13 protein-coding genes are annotated in these 14,499 nt (G+C 54.9%); 6 read left to right on the top strand and 7 right to left on the bottom strand.

The genetic code is table 11. The features are described from left to right. Positions 1-4: 4 nt before the first annotated feature. Positions 5-466 (bottom strand): hypothetical protein, encoded by a 462-nt coding sequence (locus tag H6868_03535; protein ID MCB9988390.1) that lies wholly within the window; start codon positions 464-466, stop codon positions 5-7. A gap of 104 nt (positions 467-570) precedes the next feature. Between H6868_03535 and H6868_03530 the strand changes: the two genes are divergently transcribed. From H6868_03530 to H6868_03505, 6 genes are all read left to right on the top strand, one after another. After that, positions 571-1,920 carry an insulinase family protein gene (locus tag H6868_03530; GenBank protein ID MCB9988389.1) on the top strand — a complete coding sequence of 450 codons (1,350 nt, stop codon included), beginning with the start codon at positions 571-573 and terminating at the stop codon, positions 1,918-1,920. Beyond that, the gene (locus tag H6868_03525) at positions 1,920-3,278 is read left to right on the top strand and encodes an insulinase family protein (GenBank protein ID MCB9988388.1); all 1,359 of its coding nucleotides are present in this window, start codon (positions 1,920-1,922) and stop codon (positions 3,276-3,278) included. Before H6868_03530 ends, H6868_03525 begins: the two co-directional genes overlap by 1 nt. Beyond that, entirely contained in the window at positions 3,268-4,857 is a 1,590-nt protein-coding gene (gene pgi / locus H6868_03520; protein ID MCB9988387.1) for a glucose-6-phosphate isomerase, read from the top strand. The genes H6868_03525 and pgi overlap by 11 nt, the downstream gene beginning before the upstream one ends. Before the next feature lie 113 nt (positions 4,858-4,970). Continuing rightward, on the top strand, positions 4,971-6,287 hold the full coding sequence (locus H6868_03515; GenBank protein MCB9988386.1) for a pentapeptide repeat-containing protein: 1,317 nt from the start codon (positions 4,971-4,973) through the stop codon (positions 6,285-6,287). 32 nt (positions 6,288-6,319) lie between these two features. Beyond that, on the top strand, positions 6,320-8,125 hold the full coding sequence (gene mutL, locus H6868_03510) for a DNA mismatch repair endonuclease MutL (GenBank protein MCB9988385.1): 1,806 nt from the start codon (positions 6,320-6,322) through the stop codon (positions 8,123-8,125). Position 8,126: 1 nt separating this feature from the next. After that, positions 8,127-8,669: a hypothetical protein gene (locus tag H6868_03505; GenBank protein ID MCB9988384.1), complete on the top strand. Its 543-nt coding sequence runs from the start codon at positions 8,127-8,129 to the stop codon at positions 8,667-8,669. Here the strand turns inward: H6868_03505 and H6868_03500 are convergent. The 6 genes from H6868_03500 to H6868_03475 are packed head-to-tail and all read right to left on the bottom strand — an operon-like array spanning position 8,666 to position 14,449. Next, on the bottom strand, positions 8,666-9,370 hold the full coding sequence (locus H6868_03500; GenBank protein MCB9988383.1) for an ATP12 chaperone family protein: 705 nt from the start codon (positions 9,368-9,370) through the stop codon (positions 8,666-8,668). The genes H6868_03505 and H6868_03500 overlap by 4 nt on opposite strands. Continuing rightward, on the bottom strand, positions 9,367-11,229 hold the full coding sequence (locus tag H6868_03495) for an AsmA family protein (GenBank protein ID MCB9988382.1): 1,863 nt from the start codon (positions 11,227-11,229) through the stop codon (positions 9,367-9,369). The genes H6868_03500 and H6868_03495 overlap by 4 nt, the downstream gene beginning before the upstream one ends. Positions 11,230-11,247: 18 nt before the next feature. Further along, positions 11,248-12,216, bottom strand: coding sequence for an RluA family pseudouridine synthase (locus H6868_03490; GenBank protein MCB9988381.1), 969 nt, complete (start codon positions 12,214-12,216; stop codon positions 11,248-11,250). Then, on the bottom strand, positions 12,213-12,593 hold the full coding sequence (gene crcB / locus H6868_03485; GenBank protein MCB9988380.1) for a fluoride efflux transporter CrcB: 381 nt from the start codon (positions 12,591-12,593) through the stop codon (positions 12,213-12,215). The genes H6868_03490 and crcB overlap by 4 nt, the downstream gene beginning before the upstream one ends. A 4-nt stretch (positions 12,594-12,597) precedes the next feature. After that, positions 12,598-13,152, bottom strand: a complete 555-nt coding sequence (locus H6868_03480; GenBank protein MCB9988379.1) for an NUDIX hydrolase — start codon at positions 13,150-13,152, stop codon at positions 12,598-12,600. Further along, positions 13,145-14,449, bottom strand: a complete 1,305-nt coding sequence (locus tag H6868_03475; protein ID MCB9988378.1) for a replication-associated recombination protein A — start codon at positions 14,447-14,449, stop codon at positions 13,145-13,147. The genes H6868_03480 and H6868_03475 overlap by 8 nt, the downstream gene beginning before the upstream one ends. Between the last annotated feature and the right edge of the window lie 50 nt (positions 14,450-14,499).

Below are 14,499 nucleotides of genomic sequence, written 5' to 3'. Positions count from 1 at the left end.
CCCTTTATTTAGGCATATTCTGCAGACGTTCTTGTAACTGTCGCATCAAGGTTGCTTTGCGCACAATTTCTTCGGCTATATTTGTGCCGCTTTCCGTACAATCAACGGCCGTGATGTGATCCTCGATCATATCTTTGACCCCGGATACGTAGCGCTGAAGCCCCCGATCATCGGTTACGCATAAGGCCGCTATTTTCCCATCCAGGTTACCCAAAGCACAAAAACGATCCACCAGATCAAACTGGCTAACGCGCGATACACCCGCACGGTTCAACCCATCGAGAACAACCAATGTGTGCCCTTCGACCATTTTTTGCAGATCAGCCGAACCCCATGCCTTAACGTCAAGAACCTGCAAATCAGACGTCTTGTCTTTCAGAGCGCTTTCGAGTTCACCACGTGCAGCCGCCGTAAACGCGAGAACAATTACTGTTTCTTCTAATTTTTTTTCATCTTTGTCCGTCATGATGCGCAAACCTATCAAATAGCGTTACGTTATGTCAATAAATTTTCGTTTGAACTTTTCCTGATTGTCTTTACTTTACTGGACAATAATCAAAGGAAGCTCTTATGCGATTTTTATCCTTTCTATTTTTTTTACTGGCCTTGGCCCCTCTCCCCGCGATCGCACAGGACAAGGTGTTTGATGCCGATACGTTTTTCCTGGAGAACGGCATGCAGGTCGTGGTGATTGAAAACCACCGGGCACCGGTTGTCACCCACATGGTATGGTACAAGGTCGGCGCCGCCGACGAGCCGCCGGGAAAATCCGGCATGGCGCATTTTTTCGAACACATGATGTTCAAGGGCACCGATACCATTCCGCCGGGCGAGTTTTCCAAGCGGATACGGGCGATGGGCGGTAATGACAACGCCTTTACATCACAGGATTACACGGCGTTTTTTCAATCCCTCGCGGTCGAAAATCTGGAAACGGCCATGGCGATGGAAGCCGACCGGATGCGCAACCTGAACCCGCCGCCCGATGATTTTGCATCCGAGTTGCAAGTCGTGATTGAAGAACGCCGCCAACGCACAGAAAACGAACCACAGAGCTATTTTGTCGAACAGTTACGGGCGGCGCTGTTCGTTAATCACCCGTACGCCAACCCGGTTGTGGGTTGGCTACAGGAAGTCGATGTGCTGAGCTGGGAAAACGCCAAAGCGTTTTACGATCAGTGGTATGCGCCGAATAACGCGATACTCGTGGTTTCCGGCGATATTACCGCGGCAGAGCTCAAGCCGATGGCCGAACGCACCTATGGCAAACTGGCCGCGCGTGACGTACCTGAACGCCACTGGACGGATGTGCCGCCGCTGCCGGGGCTGCCCGTTCTGACATTGAAGGACAAAGCGATCCGGCAACCGGCATGGATCCGGATTTATCGCCTGCCCTCGGCGACGCAGGACCGGGAAACAGCCCGTACTCTGGAAGTTTTGCAAGACATCATGGATGGCGGCGCGGCCACCCGGCTGTACAAAGTGCTGGTCGTCGATCAGAAAGTAGCCACCTCTATCGGCTTGTCTTATGACCCGGACAGCATCAAGGATGCCAGCTTATGGATGCAGGCAACCCCGGCCCCCGGCAAGACACTGCAGGATGTCGCCGCGGCGGTTGATGAACAGTTACGCCTTCTGGTGACGGCGGGCGTTACCGAAACCGAGCTGCGCGAAGCCAAGGACCGGATGAAGGACGCCGCCGTGTATGCCCGTGATTCACTGGCCGGACCGGCGATGGTCGTCGGGCGGGCGCTGGCCGCCGGGCAAACGCTGGATGATGTGGAAACCTGGCCGGACCAGATCGAAGCGGTAACCGCCGAACAAATCCAGCGCGCCGCACAAGCCTTTCTGGACCCTGACGATATTAAAATGCGCCCTTACGTGACAGGATATATGCTGCCCAAAGAGGAACAAGAATAATGAAACATTTCCTTCCGGTTTTTTGCCTCCTGTTTCTTGCCTTTGCGTTGCCGGCGCAGGCCGCCGAGCGTTTTCTCGACATTAAAGAAGTTACCAGCGACAAAGGCCTTTCCGCGTGGCTGGTCGAGGACCACACGTTGCCGGTGATTGCTGTCAAATTCGCCTTTACCGGAGCCGGTTCGATCAATGATCCTGAAGACAAGCAGGGGCTGGCGCAGCTTTTATCCAATACGCTGGATGAGGGTGCCGGCGATTACGATTCACAGGCTTTTCAAAAAGCCCTGACCGACCATTCCATTTCCCTGCGTTTCGGAGCGGGCCGCGATGATTTTACAGGATCGTTAAAAACCCTGACCCGGCATAAGGATCTGGCTTTTGATTTGCTGACGCAGGCGTTAACGGCGCCGCGTTTTGATCCGGACGCCGTCGAGCGCATGCGGCAAAGCAATCTGACCCGTATTCGCTCGTCGCTTTCCGACCCGGACTGGATTACCGCCCGGATCATGAACGATATCGCCTTTGCCGAACATCCCTATGCCATGAACAGCGGCGGGACGCTGACAACGCTGCTGGCTATTACCCCCGATGATTTGCGGGCATTTGCCAAAGACCAGCTTACCCGCGAGCGGCTTAAAATTGCGGTAACCGGCGATATTACGGCGGATGAGCTGAAAGCGGTTCTCGACCATGTGTTCGGTGCGCTTCCCGCCGTCAAACGCGAGACTGTGGACCTGTCCGCAGAGGTTCAAAACGCCGGCGTGATTGCCCTGTACAAAAAAGATATCCCGCAAACCATCATCCAGATCAGCCAGCCGGGTATCGGGCATGACGATCCGGATTATTTCCCGGCCAAGATTATGGACTTTATTTTGGGCGGCAGCGGATTTGGCTCTCGCCTGACCGAAGAAATCCGTGAGAAACGCGGGCTGACTTACGGGATTCATACCGGTTTTTATGAGCTGGATTACTTAAAAGCCTATACCGCCCAGACCTCGACCAAAAATGAAACCGCCGGGGAAATGCTGACCCTTATCAAGGCTGAGTGGCAAAAAATGAAAGACCAGCCGGTCAGCGCCGAAGAGCTGGCCGCCGCGCAATCTTATCTTGTCGGCTCGATGCCTTTATCCTTGTCCTCTACCGACCGGATTGCCGGAATGATGCTGAGCCTGCAGACCGACCATCTGCCGATTGACTATCTGGATCATTACGCCGAACGGGTTGAAGGCGTCACCATCGAGGATATCGCCCGCGTGTCCAAACGCCTGTTGACCCCCGATGCCCTGACCATTGTGATGGTCGGCCAGCCCGAAGGAATTACCCCCACAAAAACCATTGAGACCTTGCCCAATGTTGAATGACAAACCTGAATGGGTGGCCCTGAGCGCCCACCGCCGTACTCTGGACAATGTGCATATGCGGGATCTTTTTGCCGCCGACCCGGCACGGTTCCGGCGCTTTTCCTTTAAGCATGGCGGTTTGCTGTTCGATTATTCCCGCCACCGGATCACGGAAGACACCATGGCGCACCTGACGAAACTGGCGCGGGCCTGCGATGTCGAAGGCTGGCGCGACCGGATGTTTGCCGGTGATAAAATTAACGAAAGCGAAAACCGCGCCGTTCTCCATACCGCCCTGCGCCGTCCGGCAGGCGATCGTCTTGAAGTCGATGGCGAAGATATCATGCCGTTTGTCCATGATATCTTCGGCCGCATGAGAGATTTCAGCGACGCCGTTCGTAACGGCGCATGGAAAGGCTATACCGGGAAACGAATCGAAACGGTCGTGAATATCGGGATCGGGGGCTCAGACCTTGGGCCGCTGATGGTATGCGAGACCTTGAAATCTTATACATCAAATGAATTAACGGTTCGTTTCGTATCGAATGTTGACGGGGCACAAATCTCTGAAACATTGCGTGACTGCAATCCCGAAACAACATTATTCATTGTCGCTTCCAAAACTTTTACAACGCAGGAAACCATGACCAATGCCGAAACGGCCAAGGCATGGTTGCTGGCGGCGCTGAAAGACGAAAAAGCCATCGCCCGGCATTTTGCCGCCCTGTCAACCAACAGCGAAGCGGTGACAGTCTTTGGTATTACGCCGGATAATATGTTCCCGTTCCGCGACTGGGTCGGCGGGCGTTATTCCCTGTGGAGCGCGATTGGTCTGTCGATTTGCTGTGCTATCGGGTTTGATAAATTCCGCGAACTTCTGGACGGCGCCCACGCAATGGACCAGCATTTCCAGCAAGCACCGCTGGAGCACAACATGCCGGTTATCATGGCGCTTTTGGGAATATGGTACCGGAATTTCTGGGATGCCGAAAGCATGGCCGTTTTGCCTTACAGCCAGCACCTCCACCGTTTCCCGGCGTTTTTACAGCAGCTCGACATGGAATCGAACGGCAAACACGTTACACGCAGCGGGGAAATCGTCCCTTACGCCACCGGCCCGGTCGTGTTCGGCGAACCCGGCACCAACGGCCAGCATGCGTTCTACCAGCTGATCCATCAAGGAACGGCCTTGATCCCGTGTGATTTTATTGCCCCGGCCAAGGCGCCCTCGCCTCATCAAAATCATCATGATATTTTGCTGGCCAATATGCTGGCACAGGCACAGGCCCTGATGCAGGGCCGCGACCGGGAGCACTCCGATAACGACCCCCAGAAGGTTTTTGACGGCAATATTCCCTCGACCACTTTGCTGATGGATGAGCTTACCCCCTTTCATCTCGGCATGTTAATCGCCCTTTATGAGCATAAGGTGTTCGTGCAGGGCGTTATCTGGGATATCAACAGTTTCGATCAATGGGGCGTGGAACTTGGTAAAATCCTGGCAAAAAATACGCTGGCCGCTTTGCAGGGACAACATGCCGCGGGCAACGACCAGACAACTGGCGGTCTAACCGACTATATCCGTACGCATAATTCCTGATTTGCACGTTTTCACGAAATATTAGGCTTATTAAAGGTAAACTGGGCTTGTAATCGCGCCCAGACACGGCCAGAATCGAACAGAATCACAAAAAGGAGTTTTGTGTAATAGCTATGGCGCCGGCCTCTTACAACAAACTGGAAACAATCTCACAAAAAGAGCTTGATGAAGCCGCTAAAAAGCATGAGCGGTTTATGAAAGGCATGCGCGGCGGGGCGCGGGCCGTCATGAAGTTCAAGGATCTGACCGGCCTTAATTTTTCCGGTACCGATTTTTCCCAAGCCGATTTTACCGGCTCTATCTTCGTCAAAGCCAATCTGGCGGGCGGCAATTTTTCCGGTACTTCGTTTTTTGCCTGCGACCTGCGGCAAGCTAATCTGGAAAACGCCAACTTCATGCGCGCCGATTTCCGGGGCGCTTATGTCGCCGGGGCTAACCTGTCGGGGGCTAATCTCGATCAGGCTGACCTGCGCGAGGGACGGGTACTGGAAAAGGACCGCCATGGTTTTTTAAAGGCCCGCAAACGCGAAGGCGTCAGCCCCGAAGACCAGAACCTCCACAAAACCATTTTCACCGGCGCCAATCTTTCCGAGACCAATATGTCGGGATCGCGGGCGGCGGCGGCGGATTTTTCAGATGCCGACCTGACCGGCGTTATCGTCAAGGACGCCGATTTCACCGGAGTCAATTTTGAAGGGGCTAACCTGTCGGACGCCAACTTCACCGGCGCGACGCTGACCAATGCCAATGTTCATGATGCGATTATGACCGGCACGGTTCTGGATGCCGCAGAAATAGGCGGGGCCAACCTGACCGAAGCCCTGACGGATGAAAATATCGGGCACGATTTCGAAGAAATCGCCCGGTCCCTGCCGGAACTTCTGGAGGATCACACAGCCTGGATTGCCAGTACCGGTCGCAAAGGCCAGCGTCTGGACCTGACGGGCTATGATTTACGCAATGTCGAAGATCTGGCGACTTATCCCCTGACCGCTATCAAGGCCATTGAAGCCAAATTTCTGGGTCAGCATCTGGAAGGCATCGAAATGCAAAGTGCCCTGCTTGATCGCGCCGATCTGCGTGATTGCCGCCTGAAAGGGGCTGATTTGAGAGGATCGTCCCTGAAAGACGCGCATCTGGCGCGGGCCGATTTATCAGAGATCAACATGTCGCCGCTTCAATTTACAAACGAAGACGGCAGCACATGGCTGCAACGCGTTAATATCAGCGGCGCAAATATGCGCTATGCCGTGCTGCGCGGCGCTGATTTACGCGATGTCATCATGATGGGCGTTGACCTTTCCTATGCCATTTTGATCGATTGCGACCTGCGCCGCGCCGACCTGACCGGGGCGATTCTCGACGGAGCCGATATGGACGGCGCCCTGTTATCCGGCGCTATTATTGATGAAAGATACAATAAAAGCTGACATCCCCCCGGCTGTTGCGCTAGCCTGTGGCCATGCGAATCCGTCATCTGCCAGAAACACTCGTCAATCAGATTGCCGCCGGGGAAGTCATCGAAAGACCTGCCGCCGCGGTCAAAGAGCTGGTTGAAAATGCGATTGACGCCGGGGCCAGCCGCATCACGGTGGAAATCCGCGATGGCGGCAAGAGCCTGATCCGGGTGAGCGATGACGGGCAAGGCATGAGCCGCGAAGAGCTATCCGCCGCCCTTGACCGGCACGCGACGTCAAAGCTGCCGGGGAATGATCTGTTGAATATTGCGCATCTGGGGTTTCGCGGTGAAGCGCTGCCCTCGATCGGCGCGGTCAGCCGGATGTCCATCCAGAGCCGGGAAACAAACGCGACCGAGTCATGGGAAATCACCATCGAAGGCGGCAAGAAAGGTGAACCGCAGCCCTGCGCCCACCCGCAAGGGACGGTTGTTGAAATTCTCGACCTGTTTTACGCCACGCCGGCGCGGCTGAAATTCATGAAAAGCGAACGGGCCGAATATGGCGCGGTCAAAGATACGCTGTCCCGACTGGCCATGGCGTTTCCGGCGCTGGGCTTTTGCCTGATTCATGACGGTAAAACGGTCATGAACCTGCCGCCGGGGCAAAATCACAAGGAGCGACTGGCCGGGATTTTAGGCCGGGATTTTTACGATAACGCTATCCCGATCGAAGCCGAACGTGAAGGCATTTACCTGAGCGGTTATGCCAGTCTGCCGACCTTCAACCGCGGCACGAACCAGCACCAATACCTCTATGTCAACGGGCGGCCCATCAAGGATAGGCTGGTTTTGGGGGCCATCCGCGGCGCGTATAGCGACGTTCTGGCCCATGACCGTCATCCGCTGGCGGCGCTGTTTATTGAGCTTCCCGCCACGCAGGTCGATGTGAATGTCCACCCGGCCAAGGCAGAAGTGCGGTTCCGGGATGCTGCCCTAGTGCGCGGGCTTCTGGTCAGCGCCCTCAAGCATGCCCTGCATGAGAACGGCCAGCGCGCTAGTACCAGCGCCGCGCAGCAAGCCCTCGACAGCCTGCGGCCCGCGCATGCGCCGTCGGTCACGCCGTTTTTGTACAATAGCTATTCCCCGGCGCCGCGTCCGGCTTCCTCCGGGGCTTTACAGGCTGGGCTGGCGGATTCTGTCAGAAATTTTTACCAGCCTTTCGAACCGGCGGCCCGGCATGAGAACGCGCCTGAAACCCGGCCAGAAAGCGAACCGGAAGCCGTACACTATCCGCTCGGCGCAGCGCGGGCGCAGCTTCATGAAAACTATATCGTCGCCCAGACACCTGACGGGCTGGTGATCGTCGATCAACATGCCGCGCATGAACGCCTGACCTATGAGCGCTTTAAAAATCAGATCGCCGATAACGGCATCGAAAAACAGGGATTGTTGACCCCTGAGATCATTGAAATGGAAGACACCGAGATGCAGCGTCTTATCGAGCAGGCCGACGAGCTGTCGCGGCTGGGACTGGAGATCGAACCGTTCGGCCCCAATGCCATCGCCGTGCAGGCTGTGCCGGCGCTTCTGGGCGGGCGGGCCAATATTCAGGGATTAATCCGTGATCTGGCCGATGAGCTGACCGAGCGCGACAGCGTACAGGGGCTGGAAGAACGTATAAACGAAGTCCTTTCAACCATGGCCTGTCACGGGTCTGTGCGGTCCGGGCGGCGGTTGACGACCGAAGAAATGAATGCTTTGCTTCGCCAGATGGAATCCAACCCCAAAACCGGGCAGTGCAACCATGGCCGCCCGACTTACGTGGAACTTAAACTCAGCGATATTGAAAAACTGTTCGGGAGACGATGAAATGAACGCAGAAAAAACCCGCGACCCTCACCATAAAAAGATTATGAGCCTTTACGGTCTGTTTGTCGTTACCCTGATGGCCTCCATGGTGCCCTCCACCGGGTTTGCCGTTCTGGCCCTGTTCATGATTACGGCCCTGATGATACTGGCCTACGTTTTCAGGGCCGAGGCCGATGAAGACAGCCTGCTCCACAACCATACAAGCTTTGTCATTCGTACGCTCTGGATTGCCGCTTTGTTTTCGGTGTTCACGATCGCCATCGCATCGGCCTATATGATCCCGCAGATTGATTACAGCCAGATGGATAGCTGCGTTCAACAGGTCACCGCGCAACTCGACCCGGAAAATGTCGATTACGGGGCGATGAACGCAAAAATGCAGCCCTGCATGGACAGTTTCATAGCCTCAAACCGGATGACCTTTCTTTTTTCCATGGCCATTGCCGCCGGGCCGTTGCTTCTCTATATGCTTTTCCGCCTGATAAAGGGGGTCGCCCGCGCCCGGCACGGTCACAAAATCGGCAATCTTAAAAACTGGTTCTAGATCAGATCGAGAAACTGCCACGCCGCTTCGGCATCACGCCGGAATGCCGCCTGCTTCTTTTCCTCCAGCGGAGCGGGACCGTGAACATCTTCATTATAAAGGGCGGCTTTATGCTGTTCTTCGACGTGTACGGCGGCGAATAAATCCTCCGGGTTACACGCCCGGTTGATAAAGGCTAAAGCCAGCACGAGCGAGCCGCTCAGACCTGTGACCAGCTGCAAGACGGTAAAGTGAAAATCATCCATAGCCTCAACGGTTTCCCGAACGGCTTCATGCGCGGCCTCCGGGTGGCGCACAGCGGCCAGTCCCGTCGTTGTTTCCAGTCTTGCACCATACGTATCAGCAAACCAGTCCAGCCACGGGGCGCGCCGTTCCGATTCCCGCGCGGCCAGATCAGCCGGCTCACCGGCGGGATAACACAGCAAGTCGGTATCAAGATAATTTAAGACCTGTGCCTGCATCACGGGGCGCGCCTGCGCCACGCGTTCCTGTGCCGTGGTTAGTATCTGGGTCAGAGGCATACTATCCGGGATGATCTCTTCGCCTTGTGCCTGCCATTCCGCAGCCACAGCGGTGGCCAATGATTTTCCGGGGGCCAGAAGACACACTCCGCCCGGTGTTTTGACCGGGCGGCCATCCAGACGGATTTCGTAGCCTGCAGCGGATTCATGCGGCTCTACCTGTTTATAGAACCGTTTCATTCGTTCAGAGTGCTTCCTGTGGGTGTATCCGCATTCTCTTCTGCTGGAGCGCTTTCAGCGGCAGGCGCATTTTCCTCAGGCTGGTCGGCCTGATCTGTGTCACTGGCAGCTTCATCCCCCTCCAGGAACGGGCGGCACGGGTGCTTGTCCGTCAGCCCCAGATCGGTCAACGTATAGGCTAGAAACGCCGGATTGATCGTCCCCAGAAACAATTCGCCAAGCTTCAGTCCCAGAGCCAACGTATCGGGAGCAATATCCGGCTCCGTCAAAGGCCCGCTGATCCGCACTGGCTGGGCTATATCGAGAAGCGCCGCCTGTTTCGGTTTGGGTTTCAGCTTCATATCAATCGTCTGATCGGTCAGGTTCACAGTTCCCGTTCCCATCAGCGTCAGCCGCCCTGTATCCATAAAAAACGGAGAGGCTTCCGCCACGCCGTTCTCAACCTTGAAATCAGCAATTACACAATTCAGCTGCGTCTCCGCTTCCGGATCAAGATCAGGCAATATAGAATTAACCAAACCACGGCCCCATATATTCAGCGCCCGGCTTTTCATCTCGCCTTCCCCGGCGATCATGACAATTTCTCCGGCCAGAGCGCCTATCAACTCCTCGCTACTGTAGCCGCTGGCCTGTAACCGAGCATGGATGTCGGCGTTTCCGGTGACATCACTCACCCCCTTATAAGCGGCCAAGACATCCCCGTAAGCCCATTCCGGCATTTCCACGTCAATATCCAGCTTGGCGGGTGTTTCTTCGCCGGAACTTCCGGTCAGGGTTATACGGCCCGCCGGATGCCCGCCGGACAGTTTTCCTTTTAACGGGCCCGCCGTCATTTTGTTCTTCTTAACAGCAAGGGGAATATCAATATTTCCCAGCGTTTGCCCGTTCCCGGTCAGGTTTTTGATCGCTATATCCATATCAATATTGTTTTCTGCGAATGACAGACCAGACGCATCGCTTCCCGGCAAGAATACAGCTATTTGCTCATACAAGGCTATTAAAGGACTTATGTCCTCGAGCGCCAGCGGATCGGCCGTGACGGTGCCTGATGTTTCGTCATCATCAAAATCCAGATCATAGGCCAGTTTGCTGGCGGCATACTGCAACTGTCCCTCGGCACTGGTTGTGCCGGCAAATTGCCGCAGTGTGACATCCCCGGTCAAAGGCGGGTTTTCACCGGTTCCCGCCCCGGATAATTGATCGATAGATATCTTCAGGCCATCTTGTCCCGACAAATGCCCCTTGATATCAAGATCTCCAAGAGCCAGATCAAACGCGCTGCCGGTTTCCGGCAAGACATAGAACACGCCTTGTTTTTCGACATTGAACCGGCCATTGATTTTTTGTTCGTCATTGCCATAGCGGCCATTAAAATCAAAAACCGGGCGGGCGTTATCGCCTTCGCCCTGCATGCGCAGCCCCATGAAATCAAGGGTGATCCCTTTGGCCGTCATGATCCCGGGGGCCAGCCGGGCGCCTTTGATCTCTATCGTCTCATAGCGCTGGCGGGATACAAACATGTCCCAAAACCGCATCGAAAACAAAAGAGAATCAATCTTGATTTCCGCCGTACCTTTTTCCTTATTGAGAAAATCGACATCTTCAACATCCAGCTCCAGATCAGGAAAAAAGCCCATATAGTTTAGCTTGCCGATGCGGGCCTCCATCCCGGTTGCGCCCGTCAGGTACTTTTCCAGCCCTTCTTTCAAAGCCGGATTATCGCTGCCGATGACAGACAGCACCCATAAACTCAGACCAAACAGGAAGGCCACGGTCAGGACAATCCGGGCCCATAGCCGAAAACGTTTTTGGCGCGGCGTCAGTTCTTTTTTCTTTGGCTTTTCGTCAAGGAGTACCATGGCGTCCAGACCTTTCTTTTATTCAAATGGATCGATTTTGAGATTTGGCGAAAAGCCCAGCGCTTTCCAGCTTTTCCGTAGGTCATCAGGCAAAGGCGCTTTTAAATCGAGAATTTTCTTATTTTGCACGGGATGCGGGACGATAATCCGCAATGCATGGAGATGCATTCTCTTTGCGAGATCAAGTTCTTCCAGTTCCTCCGGTACTTTCCCACCATAGCGGTCATCACCCAAAATTGGGCATTCCATGACACTGGCGGCATGGACGCGAATTTGGTGCGTGCGCCCCGTACGCGGCCAAAAGGCCATAAACGCCGCAGCTTTTCCAGCTTTGTCGAGCACAACGAAATCGGTCGCCGCATATTTACCTTCGTCCGTATCGACAACTGTTTTGTCTTTTACTTTTAACAGGGGGGCTTTAACCGTCCCTTCGTACTCTTCGGGCGCTGGAACCACGATCGCAACATAGATTTTTTTGACATCTTTACTCTTGAAGCTGTCGCCCAGTTTGCGGACGGCCGCTGCCGAACGTGCCAACAAAAGAACGCCGGATGTTTCCTTATCAAGGCGGTGAACGAGACGCGGCGCTATCCCGTCCTTGTTTTTCAGGCCATCAAGCAAACCGTCTATGTGGTGGCCGCCCTGCCCGGTACCGCCTTGCGTGGCGATCCCCTCTGGCTTATTCAGGGCCACGACATCACCGTCATCATAGATCACGAGCGAGCGAATGTAGGCCTTTTCCTCTGGCGACAAGCGACGAATTTTGGATTTAGTTTCCGGATCCTGCACCGGCGGGATGCGAACATCCTGGCCCGTGGTCAAGCGCGTATCAGTTTTAGCGCGCTTGCCATCGACGCGGATTTGCCCTTTGCGGATCAGCTTTTGCAGCAAGCCAAACGGCACGCCCGGTACATGTTTTTTAAACCAGCGGTCTAAGCGCTGGCCATCGTCTTCGGGACCGACGGTTATATGCTGAACGCCGCTCATGCCGCCACCATCCGCACCAGCATCATCCCAGCGAACAGGCCACCAATTGCCAGTGTTACCGAGCCAAGAACATAAGCGCTGGCCAAAACATATTGTCCGCGTTCTATCATAAGGACTGTATCCATCGAAAAAGTTGAAAAGGTTGTAAATGCCCCCAGCATCCCGACCGTCAGGAACGCGCGCATGGCTTGGGATGGTTCATAAGCATGAGCAAACGCCGAAATCAGAACCCCCATCAAGAATGACCCCAGCACGTTAGCCACAAAAATGCCCCACGGAAATCCGTGCCCCAGAACATGCAGGACAGCATTATTGGTGAAGTGCCGTAGCACTGCCCCGATCGCGCCGCCCGCGGCTATAGCGAATAAAATTTGCATGGGCCTAGTTTTCACACATGCGTCGCCACTTGTCCAGCATCCGATGCACCGACGGGTCGGTTGTCAGGGATTTGGCTTCCTCATATGTACACCAGCGCAGATCATGCGATTCATCGCTGAGGACAAAATCGCTGTCGTCCGTGACCCGGAACAAGTAGCGGATATCATAGTGTTTGTGTTCGGGTTCGCCTTTTGTTGTGTTTTCCGGGATCACATGAACGTCGAGATCGAAAACATCAGGCATGACCAATTCAACATTTTCGATGCCGCTTTCCTCGATGCATTCGCGGCGAGCAACGCTCAGAACATCAGATTCCCCGTCGCAATGGCCACCAAACTGCATCCATAAATCAAGTTTGCGGTGATGGTTGAGGAGAACCTTGTCGCCCGTCCTGTTGATGAGAAGCGCCGAACCCGTGATATGGCCGGGAACACAGCTCCGGTGAAAACAATCATCATTATCATTCATGAATGCGACTATAGCTTCGCGGTCCGTTTTTTCTTTTTCATTTTCTGGTTGATAAGAGTCCAAGGCTATCTTTATCGTTTTTCTAACCATTTTTCTCTCGTCTCAGTCTTGCCCAATAATCAAGGCGCTTTTGAATATCACGTTCAAAGCCACGCTGGACCGGGTGATAAAACGCGGTGCGCCCCATTTCCTCGGGGAAGTAATCCTGTCCGGAGAATCCCTCCGGCGTGTCGGGATCATAAATATAGCCCGCGCCGTATTCTTGCTCTTTCATAAGTTTTGTCGGGGCATTCAGGATATGTTTAGGCGGCATCAGAGAGCCGGTTTCCTGGGCCGTACGAGACGCTGCTTTATAGGCCATATAGGCCGCATTCGACTTTGGCGCCGTTGCCATGTATATCAAGGCCTGTGCGAGAGCCAGTTCACCTTCGGGAGAGCCTAGACGTTCATAGGCATCCCAAGCGGCGGTACATTGGGTCAAAGCCTGCGGGTCGGCCAGACCGATATCCTCGACCGCCATACGGGTCATGCGCCGCGCCAAAAAACGCGGATCTTCACCGCCGGCCAACATCCGGGCAAACCAGTACAGCGCGGCGTCGGGGTCGCTGCCCCGCACGGCTTTATGCAGGGCGGATATCAGGTTGTAGTGTCCCTCATCACCTTTATCGTACAGCGGCGCGCGTTTTTGCACGAGGGTCATCAGTGCTTCGCTATCCAGCGTCTCAGCGGCCTGATTAAACACCTGCTCGGCCAGCGCCAGCGCATAACGCCCGTCACCATCCGCCATGGCTTTGAGCATATTGCGGGCATCAGCCGTTAAAGGCAGCGGGCCGCCCGTTTCTTCCTCGGCTCTTTGCAAGAGCAGATCCAGCGCGGCATCATCGAGCCGTTTGAGGACAAAAACCTGGCAACGCGAAAGTAGCGCCGCGTTCAACTCAAAAGACGGGTTTTCGGTCGTCGCCCCGATTAAAATGATTGTCCCGTCTTCGACCACCGGCAGGAAGGCGTCAAGCTGGGCCTTGTTAAAGCGGTGAATTTCATCAACAAACAGTAACGTCTGCTGGCCGTTTTGCCGCCGAAGACGCGCGGCATCGAACACGGCTTTCAAGTCCTTAACCCCGGCAAAAATCGCAGAAAGCTGGTCGAAGTGCAGGCCCGATTCCGTTGCCACAATCCGCGCCAGCGTTGTTTTACCACAGCCCGGCGGCCCCCAGAGAATCATCGAGGAAATTTTACCGCTATCCATCATGCGGCGCAGCGGCGCGCCCTCGCCCGTCAGATGGTCCTGCCCTGCCACCTCGGCCAGCGCACAGGGCCGCAACCTGTCCGGCAGAGGCCGGGGCGTATCATGCGTTTCCTTGGTATCTACTGCGAATAAATCAGCCATATTTTAGGAATAGAACATTTATGGAACAAAAACAAGCAGGACCACGCCCG

Source organism: Rhodospirillales bacterium, assembly GCA_020638175.1.
In the GTDB taxonomy this organism is placed as follows: domain Bacteria; phylum Pseudomonadota; class Alphaproteobacteria; order Micavibrionales; family Micavibrionaceae; genus JACKJA01.
This window is presented reverse-complemented; position numbering and strand designations above follow the sequence as displayed.

Bases quoted from the DNA above. Each gene is read 5' to 3' on its own strand.
- pgi (MCB9988387.1), top strand. From the start codon at position 3,268: ATGTTGAATGACAAACCTGAATGGGTGGCCCTGAGCGCCCACCGCCGT.
- H6868_03535 (MCB9988390.1), bottom strand. From the start codon at position 466: ATGACGGACAAAGATGAAAAAAAATTAGAAGAAACAGTAATTGTTCTC.
- H6868_03480 (MCB9988379.1), bottom strand. From the start codon at position 13,152: ATGGTTAGAAAAACGATAAAGATAGCCTTGGACTCTTATCAACCAGAA.
- H6868_03490 (MCB9988381.1), bottom strand. From the start codon at position 12,216: ATGAGCGGCGTTCAGCATATAACCGTCGGTCCCGAAGACGATGGCCAG.
- mutL (MCB9988385.1), top strand. From the start codon at position 6,320: ATGCGAATCCGTCATCTGCCAGAAACACTCGTCAATCAGATTGCCGCC.
- H6868_03495 (MCB9988382.1), bottom strand. From the start codon at position 11,229: ATGGTACTCCTTGACGAAAAGCCAAAGAAAAAAGAACTGACGCCGCGC.
- crcB (MCB9988380.1), bottom strand. From the start codon at position 12,593: ATGCAAATTTTATTCGCTATAGCCGCGGGCGGCGCGATCGGGGCAGTG.
- H6868_03505 (MCB9988384.1), top strand. From the start codon at position 8,127: ATGAACGCAGAAAAAACCCGCGACCCTCACCATAAAAAGATTATGAGC.
- H6868_03500 (MCB9988383.1), bottom strand. From the start codon at position 9,370: ATGAAACGGTTCTATAAACAGGTAGAGCCGCATGAATCCGCTGCAGGC.
- H6868_03530 (MCB9988389.1), top strand. From the start codon at position 571: ATGCGATTTTTATCCTTTCTATTTTTTTTACTGGCCTTGGCCCCTCTC.
- H6868_03475 (MCB9988378.1), bottom strand. From the start codon at position 14,449: ATGGCTGATTTATTCGCAGTAGATACCAAGGAAACGCATGATACGCCC.
- H6868_03515 (MCB9988386.1), top strand. From the start codon at position 4,971: ATGGCGCCGGCCTCTTACAACAAACTGGAAACAATCTCACAAAAAGAG.
- H6868_03525 (MCB9988388.1), top strand. From the start codon at position 1,920: ATGAAACATTTCCTTCCGGTTTTTTGCCTCCTGTTTCTTGCCTTTGCG.